Source organism: Halanaerobacter jeridensis, assembly GCF_016908315.1.
GTDB lineage: Bacteria > Bacillota > Halanaerobiia > Halobacteroidales > Halobacteroidaceae > Halanaerobacter > Halanaerobacter jeridensis.
Map to the genome: position 1 here is coordinate 1 of NZ_JAFBDQ010000014.1, position 16,686 is coordinate 16,686.

General features: G+C 32.3%; 16 protein-coding genes and 1 pseudogene. 10 read left to right on the top strand and 7 right to left on the bottom strand.

All coding sequences use genetic code 11. The features are described 5' to 3' along the window. The first annotated feature begins 297 nt into the window (after positions 1-297). Positions 298-1,950: an ROK family protein gene (locus JOC47_RS11830; protein ID WP_204702292.1), complete on the top strand. Its 1,653-nt coding sequence runs from the start codon at positions 298-300 to the stop codon at positions 1,948-1,950. 181 nt (positions 1,951-2,131) lie between these two features. Continuing rightward, complete coding sequence (locus tag JOC47_RS11835; RefSeq protein WP_204702293.1) at positions 2,132-3,457, top strand: histone deacetylase family protein; 1,326 nt, start codon at positions 2,132-2,134, stop codon at positions 3,455-3,457. Between the two features lie 80 nt (positions 3,458-3,537). On the opposite strand, the gene JOC47_RS11840 is transcribed toward JOC47_RS11835, so the two are convergent. Then, complete coding sequence (locus tag JOC47_RS11840; RefSeq protein ID WP_204702294.1) at positions 3,538-4,272, bottom strand: NAD+ synthase; 735 nt, start codon at positions 4,270-4,272, stop codon at positions 3,538-3,540. A 171-nt stretch (positions 4,273-4,443) separates the two neighbouring features. On the opposite strand from JOC47_RS11840, the gene JOC47_RS11845 reads away from it, so the two are divergent. The 4 genes from JOC47_RS11845 to JOC47_RS11860 are packed head-to-tail and all read left to right on the top strand — an operon-like array spanning position 4,444 to position 8,596. Next, the gene (locus JOC47_RS11845) at positions 4,444-4,788 is read left to right on the top strand and encodes a hypothetical protein (protein ID WP_204702295.1); all 345 of its coding nucleotides are present in this window, start codon (positions 4,444-4,446) and stop codon (positions 4,786-4,788) included. 59 nt (positions 4,789-4,847) lie between these two features. Next, a complete protein-coding gene (locus tag JOC47_RS11850) occupies positions 4,848-6,431 on the top strand; it encodes a spore germination protein (protein WP_204702296.1) in 1,584 nt (527 codons plus the stop codon). Then, a complete protein-coding gene (locus JOC47_RS11855; protein WP_204702297.1) occupies positions 6,421-7,530 on the top strand; it encodes a GerAB/ArcD/ProY family transporter in 1,110 nt (369 codons plus the stop codon). Before JOC47_RS11850 ends, JOC47_RS11855 begins: the two co-directional genes overlap by 11 nt. After that, a complete protein-coding gene (locus JOC47_RS11860; protein ID WP_204702298.1) occupies positions 7,505-8,596 on the top strand; it encodes a Ger(x)C family spore germination protein in 1,092 nt (363 codons plus the stop codon). The genes JOC47_RS11855 and JOC47_RS11860 overlap by 26 nt, the downstream gene beginning before the upstream one ends. Here JOC47_RS11860 and JOC47_RS11865 read toward each other — a convergent pair. Beyond that, a complete protein-coding gene (locus JOC47_RS11865) occupies positions 8,593-9,036 on the bottom strand; it encodes a PTS sugar transporter subunit IIA (RefSeq protein WP_204702299.1) in 444 nt (147 codons plus the stop codon). The genes JOC47_RS11860 and JOC47_RS11865 overlap by 4 nt on opposite strands. Positions 9,037-9,227: 191 nt before the next feature. Here JOC47_RS11865 and JOC47_RS11870 point away from each other — a divergent pair, with 191 nt between their 5' ends. The 3 genes from JOC47_RS11870 to JOC47_RS11880 all read left to right on the top strand — a co-directional run bounded on the left by JOC47_RS11870 (position 9,228) and on the right by JOC47_RS11880 (position 10,478). After that, positions 9,228-9,380, top strand: a complete 153-nt coding sequence (locus tag JOC47_RS11870) for a spore coat associated protein CotJA (RefSeq protein ID WP_204702300.1) — start codon at positions 9,228-9,230, stop codon at positions 9,378-9,380. 240 nt (positions 9,381-9,620) lie between these two features. Beyond that, positions 9,621-9,875, top strand: coding sequence for a spore coat protein CotJB (locus JOC47_RS11875; RefSeq protein WP_204702301.1), 255 nt, complete (start codon positions 9,621-9,623; stop codon positions 9,873-9,875). A gap of 42 nt (positions 9,876-9,917) precedes the next feature. Beyond that, positions 9,918-10,478 carry a manganese catalase family protein gene (locus JOC47_RS11880; RefSeq protein ID WP_204702302.1) on the top strand — a complete coding sequence of 187 codons (561 nt, stop codon included), beginning with the start codon at positions 9,918-9,920 and terminating at the stop codon, positions 10,476-10,478. Positions 10,479-10,576: 98 nt separating this feature from the next. Here JOC47_RS11880 and spoIIR read toward each other — a convergent pair whose 3' ends face one another. Both spoIIR and JOC47_RS11890 read right to left on the bottom strand, forming a co-directional pair. After that, the gene (spoIIR, locus tag JOC47_RS11885; RefSeq protein WP_204702303.1) at positions 10,577-11,218 is read right to left on the bottom strand and encodes a stage II sporulation protein R; all 642 of its coding nucleotides are present in this window, start codon (positions 11,216-11,218) and stop codon (positions 10,577-10,579) included. Beyond that, entirely contained in the window at positions 11,205-12,014 is an 810-nt protein-coding gene (locus tag JOC47_RS11890) for a SigB/SigF/SigG family RNA polymerase sigma factor (protein WP_204702372.1), read from the bottom strand. Before JOC47_RS11890 ends, spoIIR begins: the two co-directional genes overlap by 14 nt. Positions 12,015-12,290: 276 nt before the next feature. Between JOC47_RS11890 and JOC47_RS11895 the strand changes: the two genes are divergently transcribed. Continuing rightward, positions 12,291-12,767 carry a hypothetical protein gene (locus JOC47_RS11895; protein ID WP_204702304.1) on the top strand — a complete coding sequence of 159 codons (477 nt, stop codon included), beginning with the start codon at positions 12,291-12,293 and terminating at the stop codon, positions 12,765-12,767. A gap of 55 nt (positions 12,768-12,822) precedes the next feature. On the opposite strand, the gene JOC47_RS15930 is transcribed toward JOC47_RS11895, so the two are convergent. From JOC47_RS15930 to cooS, 3 genes and pseudogenes are all read right to left on the bottom strand, one after another. Beyond that, a complete protein-coding gene (locus JOC47_RS15930) occupies positions 12,823-14,073 on the bottom strand; it encodes an FAD-dependent oxidoreductase (RefSeq protein ID WP_204702305.1) in 1,251 nt (416 codons plus the stop codon). After that, entirely contained in the window at positions 14,070-14,528 is a 459-nt protein-coding gene (locus tag JOC47_RS11905; RefSeq protein ID WP_204702306.1) for a 4Fe-4S dicluster domain-containing protein, read from the bottom strand. Before JOC47_RS11905 ends, JOC47_RS15930 begins: the two co-directional genes overlap by 4 nt. A 122-nt stretch (positions 14,529-14,650) precedes the next feature. Further along, positions 14,651-16,552: pseudogene (gene cooS, locus JOC47_RS15980) on the bottom strand (anaerobic carbon-monoxide dehydrogenase catalytic subunit). Between the last annotated feature and the right edge of the window lie 134 nt (positions 16,553-16,686).

Genomic DNA, 16,686 nt, shown 5'->3' on the forward strand with positions numbered 1-16,686 from the left:
TTAAAAAATCTATAATTATTGCTTTGGGGATTGCTAGGTCAAATTAGTTTCCATTTTTTAACTTGTAAAACTTTTACTTGACATAAGACGTCTTAAATTTATTTAAGAATTTATGTTTTGATTCAATTTAATTCTATATTAACAGAGTTTTTATGTTACGTCAAGTTCATGTTAGGTTTTTTATTAATATTTTTTCTTTCCTCAAAAAGCTATCTATCATCTAGTTTAAAATCCACTCTTTACTACTACAGGAATTCAACTGTTTATCTAGAAAATTCAAATAGAGGTGATTTTAAAATGCGATTAGGGATTGACATTGGAGGAACTCATACAGATGGGGCCTTAGTAAATAATGAACAGGTACTTAATACAGTTAAACTAACCACTAACAACAACAAATTAAGCCAAACTATACTTAATACTGGTCAACAGTTAATTAAAAATTATGATCCACAAGAAATTGAGCAAATTACTCTCAGTACCACTTTAGCTACTAATACTATAGTAAAAAATGATTATCAAAAAACTGCTTTATTATTGATTCCAGGACCAGGACTAACCCAAAATTGGGCAGATTTTAGCACAACTAATATTTCCGGTTATATTAATCACCGGGGCCAAGAAGTACAAGCAATAGATAAAACAGAAGTTATTTCTGCAGTTAATAAACTACTAGATTCCGGCGTTAAAAAAATAGGAGTCTGTGGTAAATTTGCCACTAGAAACCCAGAACATGAATTAAAAATTAAAAAGATCATCAAAAACAATTTTCCTGAGCTAGAAACTATCTCACTAAGTCATCAACTAACTCCTAAATTAAATTTTCCCCGCCGCCAAGTTACTACTTACTTCAATCGAGCTCTATATGAATCACAGCAAAACTTTATAGCAAATATAAAATCCGGTTTTAGAGAATTAAATCTAAATTGCCCGATCTATTTATTAAAAGCAGATGGCGGCACAATGAACTTAAAAGAAGCAAAACAAATTCCAATTGAAACGATTAATTCTGGACCAAGCGCTAGTATCATGGGGATCTTAGCATTAACTAAGCCCCAGCAAAATACTCTAGGCATTGATATTGGAGGTACAACTACTGATATTTCTCTATTCATTAATCAAGAACCATTATTTAAACCAGACGGCATCACAATTAATAATTATAATTCCTCTATCAGAGGACTTTATAATAAATCCATTGGCTGTGGAGGAGATAGTGTCGTACAGATAAAAGACGGGAAATTGACAATTGGCCCGCAGCGCAAAGGTGCCGCTGCTGCTTTAGGAGGACCAGCCCCTACACCTACTGATGCCTTAGTAGTTTTAGATAAACTTCAGTTAGGAGATAGGAACAAAGCTTATAATAGCCTCAAAACACTAAGCGAAAAACTAGATTTATCTCCACAACAGATAGCAGAAAAAATAATCAGCCGGTTTAGTGAAAACATAGAAACTGAAGTCAGAAAAATTATTAATGAATTACAATCACAACCAGTTTATACTATCAATGAATTATTGAGTGATTATACTTTAGATTTACATCATTTAGTCGGCATTGGTGGTCCCGCTGAAGCTCTAATTCCTGAATTAGCTAACAGACTTAATCTTAGCTATACTATTCCTGAACAATCTAAAATTGCTAATGCTATTGGCGCAGCATTGGCCCGAAAAACAACACAGTGTACATTGTATGCAGATACTGACCAAGGATATTATCATATTCTGCAATTCAGTCAGCAACAAGAAATAGATTCTAATTTTACTTTAGAAGATGCTCAAAAAACTGCAGTTAAACAGTTAGCAGAACAAAACTACCCGCAAGACAATATTGAGATCACTAACAGCCAAAGTTTTAATTTAGTACGAGGATTTCGCACCACGGGCAAAATTTTAGAAGTTACTGCGCAAGTGAAACCGGATTTATATAAAGTGGCACTATCGTGCCACTAGCTAGAAGCTAAAAGCTAGTGGCTAGTAGTTAGAAAACTAGGGAATATTGTTTTAATGTTTTAGGTTTTGACTTTGATTTTATGTTTTTTACTACCAGCTCTTAGCTACTAGCTTCTAGCTATAAAGTTGCACTGAAAGTGCAACTTTATATAGATAATAATTAGCAAGGAGGCATTTATATATGCAAGAAGCTAAAAACAAACTAGGTTTAATCTTCTTCCCAGCCTTTGATTGGTCTATTTCTCCTACTCATCCAGAGCGGGAAGAAAGATTATTATATACAAAAGATCAAATTGAGGAAGAAGGTATCTTTGATATCGCAGGAATCGAAGAATATAACCCAGAGATAGCTAGTATACAAGATGTAAACAGAACGCATTTCTGTATTCCAAAGACTGATCAAATTGTTACGAAACCACATTTGATTTCTGCAGGAGGAGCAATTAAAGCAGCAGATTTAGTGATGCAGGATGAAGTTGATTCTGCTTTTGCGATTATTAGACCACCAGGACATCATGCCTTTAAAATCACTCACGGTACTAGAGGTTTTTGTACAATTAACAATGAAGCAATTATGGTTGACTATATTAGGCAGGAATATGGTTCGGAGCTTAAAATTGCAATTGTAGATACTGATGCTCATCATGCTGATGGTACCCAAGATATATTCTATGATGACCCTAATGTTCTTCATATTTGTTTACATCAAGATGGACATACACTATTTCCCGGCACTGGATTTAAAGAAGACTTAGGTGGGCCAACTGCTAAGAGCTATACACTAAATTTAGCTCTACCACCTAATACTACAGACCAAGGATTGCACTATGCCCTAGATAATTTAATTTTACCTGTCTTAGATGATTTTAATCCTGACTTAGTCATTAATTCAGCGGGGCAAGACAACCACTTTAGTGACCCATTAACTAATATGCAAATTACTGCTCAAGGTTATGCCCAACTCAATGACAAACTAGATCCAGATTTAGCTATTATGCAGGGTGGATATGCTATTGAAACAGCATTACCCTATACTAACTTAGGAATTATTTTAGCAATGGCAGGTTTAGATTACAGCAATATCATAGAACCAAACTATAGTCCAGAAATTAAAGAACAAGCTCCTGAAATTACTAAAGAGATAGAGCAACAGGTAGAGTTTTTACTTAAGAAATGGGAGCAGAGAGAAGAACTAATTAGCAAAGAATTGGCCCAGGGTGAGTATAAAACTACAACTAAAAGAATAACTTATGATACAGATAGAATCAGTGATCAACAAAAAATCAAAAAACGTTTATGTTCTCAATGTTCGGGTATTAAAATCACTCAATCACAAGCTAGTCCAGTTAACTATGGAACAGTTAAAACTATAGAAATACCTTTTAACGCCTGTAAACAATGTAAAAAAGAAGCTTATCAAGAATATGAAACTACAAAGGATAATGATGACTTTGACTACTGCTATTTACAGGATAAAACTGCAGATAAAACTATTCAGCCACAATAAGACCCTATTTAATAATAAAAAAGCTATGAGCTTGATTTGAATCAAAGCTCATAGCTTTAATCTTTATAAGTGACAGCTAATTAAAACTTAGGTATAGGCGGCATCTCTAATTTATGTTGATTTTTCTCAGCAAGTTCATCTACTTTTTCCTTTACTTCATCTCTTGCTTCTCCAGTTAAAATATATTTATCTAATTCTTCATAACTAAAACCTAGTTCATCTTCATCAGTTTGTCCTTCCCATAGTCCTGCTGATGGTTTTTTATTAATTATTTCTTCTGGAATTCCTAATACTTTAGCTACTTCTCGCACTTCATTTTTAACTAAATTTCCTAATGGCGCAATATCAATCCCACCATCACCAAACTTAGTAAAATATCCTATCTTCAATTCACTGCGATTATCAGTTCCTACTACTAAACTATTTCTTTTAGTAGCATAGTAGTAAAGAGCAGCCATTCTCAAACGGGGTTTTAAATTAGCAGCAGCTAAATTATCTTTTTCTACCTTCTCTTTTCCTTCTAAAGTAGTTAAGAATTGGTCAAAAACAAAATCTAAATCTATAACTTGATAAGGTATATCAAATTTTTCAGCTATTTTTTTAGCATCTTCTTGATCTTGCGGATTACTATAACAAGGCATGATTAAACCTAAAGTATTGTCTGGAAACGCTTTTTTTGCTAATGCACTTGTGACCGCAGAATCAATTCCTCCACTTAAACCTATAACAGCACCTTCACAACCAGCATCTTTAACTTTTTCTTGAATCCAATCCACTAATTTCTCAGTTATCTGGTTATAATCTTTATCTAACATATATATTCCCCCCCAAGATTTCTTACTGATATATTTTTATTATATCACAATTAACATTTTTGAAAAACCGAATTTAAGTATTATCTATATAAAGTTATACTTTGTATTGACAAAAAAATCCTGAATATATTTTATAAAACTAAGCATAATAAGCTTTGAGGAGGGAAAAATATGAGAATGAGAAATATGCTAGCCGATGCCCTATTACCATCTGTCAACACCAGTAGTTTCGCCTTAGGCGTAGGTGCCACTTTATTAACTTTACGCTATATGCCTGAACTTGATATTGAAGAAATGAGCGAAGATATTAAAGAAAGAGCTCAAAACATGAAAGAAAAAATGGCTCAAATGGATTTAGAAACTACTGCTTATGATGATATTGACACAACAAACGAACAAAACTTTCAATCTCCTGATGATGTAGCAGTTATTGGCTCCTCACCTAGTGTAGAAAAATTACAATCTCAAATTAGTAAATTACAAGTGCAGTTGAATCAACTTAAAAATAATATTTAGTCATTATTTTTTAGCGTACCACACCCGGTACGCTATTTTTCTCAAAGGAGCTTACAATTATGTGGAATAGAATAGATAAATTTTTTGGGATATCACAACCTAAAAAAGAAACTACAGAACATATCAATATTGCTAAAGAAAAAATTGTAATCAGTGAAGACTTAGAGACTAATTTAAATAATCTTCAGGCTAATTTAAGCGACAGTGTTGATTTTAACAGTAAAGATATTTTACTAGGGGGCAATCAAAATTATAAAGCTACTGTTACTTATATTGTCTCTATTGTTAACCAACAATATTTACAGCAAGAAATACTTAAACCTTTAATGTTAAATATTAAATTTACTTCTCCGGAAGATACAAAAAAGAATATTAAACAATTAGTCCAACAGTTACCATTACCGATTGGGCAAACATCCTTTATAGGGTCTCTAAATGAAGCTATCGGAGAAATTTTAGAAGGGAAAGTAGTATTATTTATTAATCACTTTGACCAAGCCTTTGTCCTAGATATTAAAGAATTAGCTAGTCGTAGTGTAGAAACTCCTCAAATAGAATCTGCAACCAGAGGACCGCAAGAAGCATTTACTGAAAATTTAGAACTCAACATCTCATTAATTAGAAAAAGAATCCGGGATAACAATCTAATGATTGAAGTACATAAAGTTGTAGCGCGAACTAAAACTGATTTAGGAGTCTGCTACATTAATGATTTAGCAGATCAAGAAATTTTAAAACAATTAAATAATCGCATTAATAATCTTGATTTAGATGGGGTTGTCGATACTGGTTATCTTGATCAATACTTTCAAGACAATTGGAAAACACCTTTTCCTATTTTCCAAAATACTGAACGACCAGATAAGGCAATTCATAATCTATTAGAAGGTAAAATACTTTTAGTTCTGGATGGTACTCCCTTTGTTAGTATTATACCAACAACTTTTATTCAGTTTTTTCAAACTCCAGAAGATTACTACGATATATTTTATGTTGGTAGCGCCATCAGAATCTTAAGATTAATTGCAACCTTTATTACTGTTAGTCTACCCAGTTTGTATATATCATTAGTTTCTTTTCATCATGAGCTATTGCCCACTGATTTAGCACTTACAATTGCTACTACTAGACAAGAAGTTCCCTTTCCATCTTATTTAGAAGCAGTGATTATGGAAGTAAGTTTGGAATTACTAAGAGAATCTGGAATTAGATTACCAGGAGCTATTGGACAAACAATTGGTATCGTTGGTGGTTTAGTCCTTGGGGAAGCAGCAGTTAACGCTGGATTAGTTAGTCCACCAATGGTTATAGTAGTAGCTATAACTGCTATTTCTTCTTTTGTAATCCCTGATTATGAAGCTGCTATTCCTTTGCGCTTATTGCGTTTTCCGCTGATGATTTTAGCTTCATTTTTTAGTGTTTACGGTATAATGGTCGGTTGGTTATTTATTTTAATTCATCTTTGTAGCTTAGAGAGCTTTAATCAACCTTATTTTGCTCCATTTGCTCCTATTAAAGTCACAGACCTCAAAGATAGTATTATTAGAGTTCCTTTGCGATTAATGGGTCAGCGTCCTCATTCTACTGCTAATCAACAAAAGGATAGACAAACTCGCAAAGGAGAGAGTAAGGATGAAGAATAAAAAATCAGATCGAGAAATGATTGCTAACCGTCAATTAGTATTTATTATAATCCAAATTACTGTTGGAACGGGGATATTATCTCTGCCCCGCCAAATTTCTTTAGTCAGCAGGCAAGATTCTTGGATAGCAGTATTATTAGGAGGTAGTTATTGGGTCTTCAGCCTCTTTTTTATTTATAAATTAGGTAGTCAATTTCCCCAGCAGACAATCATTGAATATAGTGAAATTATTTTAGGCTCTATACTAGGTAAAATACTTAGTTTAACTTATGTTCTTTACAGTATTACTATTACTGCCCTTAGCGTTAGAATATTTATTATGGTTATTACTACCTATATTTTACCTAAAACTCCAGTATCAATTAATCTATCTATAATAATCATAACTTGTCTTTATTTAATCAGTAAAGGTTTAAAAACTATGGCTCGACTTGATGAATTTTTATTTTTTGTTTTAGCACCTGCCTATCTAGTTATGATTCCTACTATTTTAAAATCTAATTGGTGGCATTTTAAACCAATATTAGGTACAGGAATCAAAGAAATTTTTGATGGGAGCTTGATTACTACTTATAGTTTTTTAGGACCAGAAATAATATTATTGATCTTTCCTTATATCAAAGAAAAAAAGAATATCTTCAAATCTTCTTTAATTAGTTTAGGGATTATAACTTTAACCTATCTTTATGTAATTATTATCACCATAGGGTACTTTGGAGTAGAAACCCTACAATATATTCTATGGCCGACAATTAATCTATTAAAAGCTATTAAAATTCCCTTTTTCGGACGTTTAGAATTCTTTTTAATTTTTCTATGGATAGCTATTGCCTTTACTTCGATAGCAGCTTTTTATTACATGGCCAGTTATAGTGTAGCACAATTTTTTTCTCTAAAAAACAAATTACTAAGCGCTTTTATTTTACTGCCCATAATTTATTATTTGTTTTTTATTCCTAAAAATATCATTGAAGTCTTTGAATATACAGAAATTGTAGCTCAATTTGGTACTATATTAATTTTTGTTATTCCACCTCTATTATTGTTAATTACTAAACTAAGGGGGTTAGGACATGAGAGCCAAGCTAATAATTCTTAATCTAATGTTGTTGTTACTGATTAGTGGTTGCTGGGATGTGAATGAAATTAAAAAAACTCAATTTGCTAAATATATTACTGTCGACCCCTTACCTGAACAGCCTGACAATTATTTATTTTCAATTCAATTTCCTATTTTAAGAGAAGGTTCACCAGAAAAGATAAACACTTTAGCTACTACTGCACCTTCGTTAAAAAGTGGTATTTCTAACTTTCAAACTAGAACCATGGGCTGGATTTCTCTAGGTATGCTGCGTACTATTATCTTCAATCAACAAATAGCCCGCCAAGGATTATTACCTCATTTAGATACCTTATGGCGAGAACCAATTGTTCCAGGTTCAATAACTATGGCTATCTGTACTAATAAGCAAGCTGTAGATATTAAAGATATCCAACCTGCTCCTGTAGAAGATATAGGAGTTTATCTAGACGAATTATTTGATACTACTTCTAAAAATTCTCTCTATCCAGAAAAAAGTTTGAATGACTTCTTTATTTCATTAAAAACTTCAGGTAGAAAGGCTACAATCCCTTTACTAAAATACGGCACTAGAGATATAAGAATAGTCGGCCTAGCCCTATTTAGAAAAGACAAAATGGTCGGAAAAATTAAAATTCCTGAAACAAGAGCTCTTTTATTACTACAAGAGAAATTTATTAAAGATCCTATAGATCTTAAAATCGAAGACTACCACGTTAATTACTATGTTCAGCAAGTCAGAACTAAGATTGATGTTGATTATACAAAAGAACATTTTAATTTTAATATCGATAGTAAATTAGAAGTAGACGTCACAGAAAACACTTCTGAAAAAAGATTAATTGGCAACAAAGCTGCTTTAAATAAAATGGAAAGACACCTAGCTAGAGCTCTTAAAAAAGAAATGCACAAATTATTAGGACAATTACAAACTCAACAAAGCGATGTCATTGGTCTCGGTCAAAGGGCCAAGGCAAAATACCCCCAATATTATCACAAAAATTACTGGAATCAACAATTCAGTCGCTCAAGCATAAATATTGAGGTGAATGTATCCATTCGCCGTTTTGGAATTTCAATTTAATTATTACTCAAAATTTTTATCACTTCTTCTTTAGTTTCTGCTGCTAATAATTTATTACGAAAATCATGATGCATTAACTGCTGAGATAATTGTGTTAAAATATTCAAATGTTCTTGTGAACCTTTTTTAGGAACAGCAATCATAAAGAAAATTTTAGCCAGATTATCATCTAGACTATCAAATTCTACTCCCTCTTTCGACTTAGCAAAAGCTAAAGTAGTTTCTGTTACAGCATGACTTCTAGCATGGGGAATAGCAATCCCTTTCCCCATCCCAGTAGAACCTTTTTTTTCTCGTGACAAAATATCTTTATGAAATTCTTTAACAGAAGTCAAATTTCCACTCTTAGCAATTAAATCTACTAATTCTTTCATTATTTCTCGTTTAGTTGTTCCTTCTAAGTTAAGTTTTATCTGTTCTTTTTCTAACAATCTATCCATAATTTACCCCCTAAATAGCTAATCAAATTAGATTAAATACACTATCTCCAATTTTAAATATTATATTAATTTTTCTAAAAAATCAATCTATATCCTGATTTTAATTATATTTTTGCTTTTCTGCTTATGATTAACAGTTTATCTTCCTAATGAATATATTAGAATAGAAAACTTTAAGGGAGGTTACTAACATGTCTCAGCGAAAAAACCTTAGCTTTAATTATCCAATGACAATAAAACTAGCAAATGCTTATGTACCTAAGCAGGTTTATCAAGAACACTATTCTCCTCAACAGGGATTATCTAAAGGTACTATCTTTCCTGAGTTATACGAACCTTATTAAATGCTTATCCATTTTAATTGATTATTCTTGGCTAAATTTAAAATAGTTTTCATATTTAAAGTGTTTATCATCTGTGTTAGTAGTAGTTATTTTAATAATTTTGAATTTAATTGTCAATTCTCCATTATCAGTTTTCAATTATAAGCAGGTGGCAGTAAATTCACATTTATGCTCAGTACTATGAATTAAACAACTAATTTAGCCAAAAATGCTACACTACATTATGAAGGGGGTGAATGAATGACTGCCGAGCAATTATCATTATTAAAAGAAATTATGGCTTATCGTTTTTCAGTGCTTGAATTTAATTTATATTTGAATACTCATCCTAGAGACAGAGGAGCTTTAGAAAAATATAATAAATATGTTAAAGAATTAAGAGACTTATGTTTTGAATACCAGAAGAAATATGGTCCTTTAACTGCTACTTTTCCCAGTGAGTTTCCTTGGGAGTACTATAGCACGCCTTGGCCGTGGCAGATTAATTATGACTAAGCAAAGTAATTTAATTGAATTAGGGAAAGGAGGTAAAAAATAGTGTGGAGTTATCAAAAATATTTACAATATCCAGCGAAAGTAAGTAAGACTGATTTAGAAATGGCTAAATTACTTTATGCCCAGTATGCAGGACCAGATAGTGAACTTGGTGCTGCAGTTCGTTATTTAACACAAAGATACACCATGCCTACAGATGAAGCTAAAGCTACTTTAACCGATATAGGAACCGAAGAATTAGCTCATTGGGAGATTATTGCTACTCTAATCTATAAATTAGTAAATGGAGTTTCACCCAAAAAATTACAACAAGCTGGTTTAGGAGCTCATTATGCCCAACATGGCAGAGCATTGTATCCACATGATGCAGCAGGAGTTCCTTTTACCGCTGCTTATCTACAGTCGCATGAAGATCCTATAGCTAACCTACAAGAAGATTTAGCAGCAGAAGAAAAAGCACGCGCTACTTATGAAAATTTGATTGAACTAAGTAATGACCAAGGAATAATTGAAACTCTTAGTTTTTTACGCGAAAGAGAAGTTGTTCATTTTCAACGCTTTGGAGAAACTTTAAACATTGTGCGTGATCATCTAAATAAATAAAAAAGTCCCAATTGGGACTTTTTTATTTATTAGCTTTTAATTTTAAGGTTTTCGGGTTTAGTTCATGTTTCAAGCCCGAAAACCATCTTTTTATTTAATCACTCTTCAAAATCAAATAATTTAGCCAAATTTAATTTCGCCTTTACTATTTCTGGATTTTCTTTTAAGTATTCAGCAAACTTTAATTTAAATTTAACTTGTACTTGCTCTTTATTTTTATTTTGCCCTTTATTAATCATCTGCGGCGGCATTTTATCCACCGAATCTACAAAACATAAAGGAGGAAATAATACACACCACCAATTAGCTCCTTGACCTGATCCAATTTCAACTCTTAAAGCTTGATATTCTCCAGCATCTAAAGTTAAATTATTATAGCTGCGGGTAGGGAAATTATAGTTTCCTACTTTTAATTGAATTTTATAATCGTATCCTTCTTCACTTATCTTTTGTTTCACAACCTTGCTTAAATAATCTAAATTATTATTAACTATTTCTTTAGCCCGTTCTGGATTAGATAAACCACTAAAGATTTTATTTCCTGCATTAATAATTTCATTCCGTACTTTACGTTTTAATAATTGGTCAGCCGGAGAATTACTATTAGCAACTACATGCAATCTTAATAAATCTTCATCTTTAATCTTACTTAATTCTTGCACAAAAATAAATTTATTAGCAAAAACAATTAAGGAAATTAAGATGATGCTCACCCCTAAAATAACTTTAATTCTTTTCATTTTTTATCCTCCTTTCTCTTTTAACTTGAATAAAATCATTTAACTTATTTAAAATTTTACTTTGTAAACGTGAAACTTGAGCTTGAGAAATTCCAATCTTATCAGCTATTTCTGATTGAGTTAAACCTTCATAGAATCTCATTCTAATAATAATCTCTTCTCTAGAATTTAACTTTTCTAAAGCCTCTTCCAAACTTAAACTATTAATTAATTCCTCTGTACTATCACTACCACTTAACTGTTCTAACAAAAATAAACTATCGCCTTCTTCTTTAAACACAGATTTAAACAAAGATACTGGAGTCTTAGTAGCATCTAATGCATAAACCAATCTTTCTTTTGTAATATCTAACTTCTCCGCTATCTCTTTCAAAGAAGGCTCACTATATTTTCTTTTCTGCCATTCCTTTTTCATTTGCAGAGCCTCATAAGCAATTTTACGTAGAGAACGACTAACTTTGATATCTTGGTCATCTCTTAAATAACGTTTTATTTCACCAACAATCATTGGAACCGCATAAGTAGAAAATCTAACTCCTACATTGGTATCAAAATTATCAATAGCTTTAATTAAACCAATACACCCTACTTGAAATAAATCATCAGCTGCATAATCTCTATTTCTAAATTTTTTTAATACACTAAGTACTAACTTTAAATTTCCCTGAATCAACTTAGTTCTTGCCTCTATCGAACCTTGCTTCATCTCATGAAATAACTTCTTCATTTCTTGGTGTGACAGAACATTTAAATCATTTGTATTTAAACCACTTAACTCAACTCGGTTCATCACCAACACCTCTTTTCCATTATTTTCTATTAATATCATCGGTGTCTGTGATAGAAGTTATACATATAAATTTTATTTTTTTATAAATTGTTGCTTTAAAGTAAAGATGCTATACACAATTTAGTTTATTCAAATGACTATTTTTTATCCAAAAAAATAAAATTACTTTTAAGATTTTAAAAATCTAAATAGGAAATTTTTATTATCAGAATAGATAATATATTTTTTCACATAATAAAATAAGAAATTATATCATTTTAACTATAAACTTTTAAAGAAAGGATGATAACTATGAAAGCTATTTTAGATAAATACACTCTCGCCATAGTAGCCACACTCATTGCTAATACAATTAAAAATATTGTTGATTATGGCTTCTATTTGCTTAATATTACTGAACATGCAATTTATCATATTGCTGCCTCAGCTTATTTTTCAGTTGAAGACACTAGAACTATTGCAGCAGGAATAGTTGGTATCTTTACTGACTATGCAGTAGCTATGATTTTGGGCCTTATTATAATGTATGTTCTCTACTATACAAGTTCTGATTATTTTTGGGTTAAAGGACTATCAGTCGGATTATTGAGTTGGTTATTAGTTTTTGGTATGATGTTAAGAATGAAAGTAGGCAGAATTGATCCCATTGACCCAGGTACCAATGTAGTTAATTTAACAGAACATTTATTACTAGGTGTACTAATAGCTTTCTTGATTGTTAAATATGGAAGGAAATCTTTAGTTTATGATGAAACTTGAAGATAATCATGCTAAAATAGAAAGATTCCGGGAATCCCGGAATCTTAAAAACTTTTTAATACACAAATTGTCCATTAGGTTCTTCCTCAAAGAAGTCACCATAAGATAATTGAAATAATTTATCTAATTTATTTGATAAATTTATTTCTTCTTTAATTAATTTACCATAAACACCTGAATTATCTATATCACCTACAAATACTGCTCCACGCAATTGATTGTCTTTTAAAATTAACTTTTTGTAATTATCCTTATCTTGACTAATATAAACTCTATAATCATCGTTATCAACATTAACCAAACCATAAGTTATTGCTGATAAATCGAGAAAACGCATTGAATTTTGATAAGCAAAATTTTCTGTTATTTCTTCTTTTTGACCTACCATATTTCGAGCAGCAATTTTGCCTTGTTTAACTGCTAGAGGCCAAATTGGAGTTAGAGTTAACTCATCGCTAAAGACTTCTTCAGACTGACATACATCACCAGCAGCATAAATGTTATCTATAGCTGTCTGTTGGTATTCATCTACAATAATTCCCTGATCTATATTTATTGGAGTATCCGCTACTAGATTAGTATTAGGCTTTACCCCAGTAGCAACAATCACTAATTGAGTTTTAAGCTCTTTTCCATTATCTAATTTTAATCCTTGAACATGATTTTGTTCATCAATTACTAACTTTTGGGCACTACGATTAGTTATTGTTTGAATACCTGCTTCATTAAAACGAGATTGATAACGAGCACTAGCTTCTTCATCTAACTGCTGAGGTAAAATCCTATCCCCTAATTCTACAATAGAGACATCAACACCTAATTCATTTAGTCCAATTGCTGCATCTACTCCTACTAAACCTGCTCCTATAACAACTGCTTTATCAATTTCAGTTCCTAATTCTTCAATCTCCTCAGCATCTTCTAAATTTCTCAAACCAAAAACCTCTTGACCTTGATCTAAATTATCAATTGGAGGTAAAAATGGAGTTGAACCAGTAGCAATTAATAATTGATCATAATTATGTTGAGAATCATCTGACAATTTAACCTGATTATCTTCTACTTGAACATCTACAACTTCTTGGTCATTAATCCAATTAATATCATACTGCTCCCAAAAATCATCAGTAATAAATTTTAATTCTTCTACATCACGTTCTCCAGCAATTAAATAATGCAACATACATCTAGAATAAACTTTTTCATCTTTTGAAATAATAGTTATTTCTGCACTATTATCTAATTTTCTCAATTCTTTAGCTGCATTGATCCCTGCTGCACTTGCACCAATAATTAAATATTTCACCCTACCACCTTCTTATCTTCGACTTCAATTAATTTTATAGCACCTGTTGGACACTGTTCAATACAGCTAGGTTTTTCTTGGTCTTGACACAAATCACACTTAAAGGCTACATTTCTCTTTTTATCTTTAAAGGCAAGACCATACGGGCAACTCATCACACACATCCAACAACCTGCACATTTATCTTCATCAATAGATACAATTCCTGTCTCTTCATCTTTAGTTAAAGCTCCTGACATACAAGCTTCTACACAATCTGGTTCATCACAATGCCGACAAAACAGGGGGGCATTATCTTCATAGTTATCAGGCTGTGTAATAGCATTAGCACTTTGATTACTCACATCACTAAAATCTAAATTAGCAATCTCTGCATCGGACTTGTTAGCCATACAAGCTAAAACACAATTCTTACAGGCTTCACATAGATCTTGGTCAATATAAATTCTTTTCATAATTGCTGCTGCTAAAGATTAGCAGCTTAGCTCACCCCTTTCAATATAACTTATAGTAATTAGTTCATTCCCACTAAGAAAATAGTTATGAGGCATCTGTCTCATAACTATTTTCCTTAAATTTAAGCAGACTTTTCTTCATCTTCAACTTCTAAGCCTAAACCTTCTCGGCGATCAACGATAATCTCCTCTAATTTATCAGCAGTACTTTCAACCTCTTCATCAATAATCAATTGTCCACCTGTAATATCTGGTAAGTCTTTAGTTAATGTATCAACAACAACTTCACTACCTGTTACAAACGGAGGTAAAGCAAGATGAAGTGGTAAACCTAGGGCCAATCCAAATGCTCCATCGGCTAGTGCTTGTTCTTCTAACCACTGTGGAGCAGATAAAGCAACTGGTAAATCTGGAATATCAACTCCTAATTCTTTAGCTAACTCTACTGCCACCTGCTCTACTCGACCAATTGATAAACATGGGCCAAAGTTTAAGACTGGTGGAATCCCTAAATCTTCACAAACCGCCTGCAAATTATCTCCAGCTAATTCTGCTGCTCCTGGCGAAACTAAGCCACAATTTTCTAACCCACCTGTAGTACATCCAGCAGATAAGACTAAAATATCGCGATCAATTAATTCTTTAGTTAACTCTACTGTAAATACATCATGTCCTTGCGCAGTTAAATTAGAACAGCCAACTACACCAGCAACTCCTTTGATTTTTCCTTCAGCAATTAAATCAAGTAATGGCTGATAACTACCACCTAAGAACTCACGCAATGAATTTTCACTAACACCAGTAACTACATCATCATGACCGTGGTCTTTAGGAATATCTATTTCTACTTCTCCACGGCGACTTTGATAACTATTAATTGCTTGCTTCATAATTTCATCTGACAGTTCTTCGGCTTGATGAGGATTAAACTCAATTAAATCCGCCGTCTTTTTCTTAGCTACATCATCAATCGCCATCATCTCTACCTCATATTCTTCTGCGACTTCTTCTAAACCTGGAATAGTACAGTTGAATTCAGAAACTACCAAATCAATACCACCAGTAGCTAATAATGCCTCACTTGTATAATTATTGCCAGCATGACCAGCGAAAACTTCATCATAATGTGTTCCGCGTGACTGTAAATCTTGACCTACACAAGTACAGCCCACTATTTTAAAGCCTTTAGCTCCTACTTATTTAGCCTTTTGCTTAGCCTCTTCAGTTATTAACTCATCCTGTAAATGAGCAATCATTGTCTGTTGATGACCTGTGACAACAATATTAATATAATCTTCATCAACTACTTTAAATCCAACTTGGTCTTGTCTGATTTCTGGTTCACCTAACATTACATCATTTAATAAATTAGTTAAGTGCAAACCATACAGTCCAGTAGAAATACCTAAATTAAGTACATGCATCATCATATCAACAGGGTCACTAGATAAATTAGTACTAGTTTTGACCACCCCATCAAAAACCTCAGACTTTGCGCCTCCAGGCATGATATCTAATTCACGCCATTTCTCTAATCGGGGTTGATAAGATAATTTTTCAACTAATTCCATTTCTTCAAAACGAGGCTTATATAAATCCTTTATTACTTTATCAGCTACCTTAACTGCCTTTTGATTAACATCATCTTCTTCAATCTCAAATTCCTCAGCTAAATCTTCTAAAGCATCTAAGCCTTTAAGCTCTGTAGCATAATTTCCCTGTCCAGCTTCTTTAAGGTTACGCGCTGTATTCTCTACTACATGTAAATAACAACCCGCCCCTGCAGCCACATGTCTTAAAAAGTTTCTGGCTACTATTGTATCTGCATCTGCTCCACAAACTCCCTGCGGTGAATCAGGTGTAATCCGACAAGGACCATTAGAACACAAACGGCAACATACACCTTTCTTCCCAAATCCACACTTAACTGACTGTTCTCTCTCTCGGTTAAAAGAAGTCTTTAAATCTTGCTTAGAATCTAAAAAATCACATAATCCACAATCTGCTGAAGTACATCTTTCCATTTTATTTTTCCTCCTTATATATTTTTTCTATATAAAGCCTCACTTTTAAGTGAAGCTTTATAGTAACAAATTCTTAGGTAATAGTGATGAGTAGAAAATCAAAAACAAAGTCAAAAACTTTCATTTTAAAGAAA

Excerpts from the sequence above, each read along its gene's own strand:
- spoIIR (WP_204702303.1), bottom strand. The coding sequence starts at position 11,218 with ATGAAAAGAATTAAAGTTATTTTAGGGGTGAGCATCATCTTAATTTCC.
- JOC47_RS11860 (WP_204702298.1), top strand. The coding sequence starts at position 7,505 with ATGAGAGCCAAGCTAATAATTCTTAATCTAATGTTGTTGTTACTGATT.
- JOC47_RS11845 (WP_204702295.1), top strand. The coding sequence starts at position 4,444 with ATGAGAATGAGAAATATGCTAGCCGATGCCCTATTACCATCTGTCAAC.
- JOC47_RS11850 (WP_204702296.1), top strand. The coding sequence starts at position 4,848 with ATGTGGAATAGAATAGATAAATTTTTTGGGATATCACAACCTAAAAAA.
- JOC47_RS11840 (WP_204702294.1), bottom strand. The coding sequence starts at position 4,272 with ATGTTAGATAAAGATTATAACCAGATAACTGAGAAATTAGTGGATTGG.
- JOC47_RS11875 (WP_204702301.1), top strand. The coding sequence starts at position 9,621 with ATGACTGCCGAGCAATTATCATTATTAAAAGAAATTATGGCTTATCGT.
- JOC47_RS11835 (WP_204702293.1), top strand. The coding sequence starts at position 2,132 with ATGCAAGAAGCTAAAAACAAACTAGGTTTAATCTTCTTCCCAGCCTTT.
- JOC47_RS11830 (WP_204702292.1), top strand. The coding sequence starts at position 298 with ATGCGATTAGGGATTGACATTGGAGGAACTCATACAGATGGGGCCTTA.
- JOC47_RS11855 (WP_204702297.1), top strand. The coding sequence starts at position 6,421 with ATGAAGAATAAAAAATCAGATCGAGAAATGATTGCTAACCGTCAATTA.
- JOC47_RS11895 (WP_204702304.1), top strand. The coding sequence starts at position 12,291 with ATGATAACTATGAAAGCTATTTTAGATAAATACACTCTCGCCATAGTA.
- JOC47_RS11865 (WP_204702299.1), bottom strand. The coding sequence starts at position 9,036 with ATGGATAGATTGTTAGAAAAAGAACAGATAAAACTTAACTTAGAAGGA.
- JOC47_RS11870 (WP_204702300.1), top strand. The coding sequence starts at position 9,228 with ATGTCTCAGCGAAAAAACCTTAGCTTTAATTATCCAATGACAATAAAA.
- JOC47_RS11905 (WP_204702306.1), bottom strand. The coding sequence starts at position 14,528 with ATGAAAAGAATTTATATTGACCAAGATCTATGTGAAGCCTGTAAGAAT.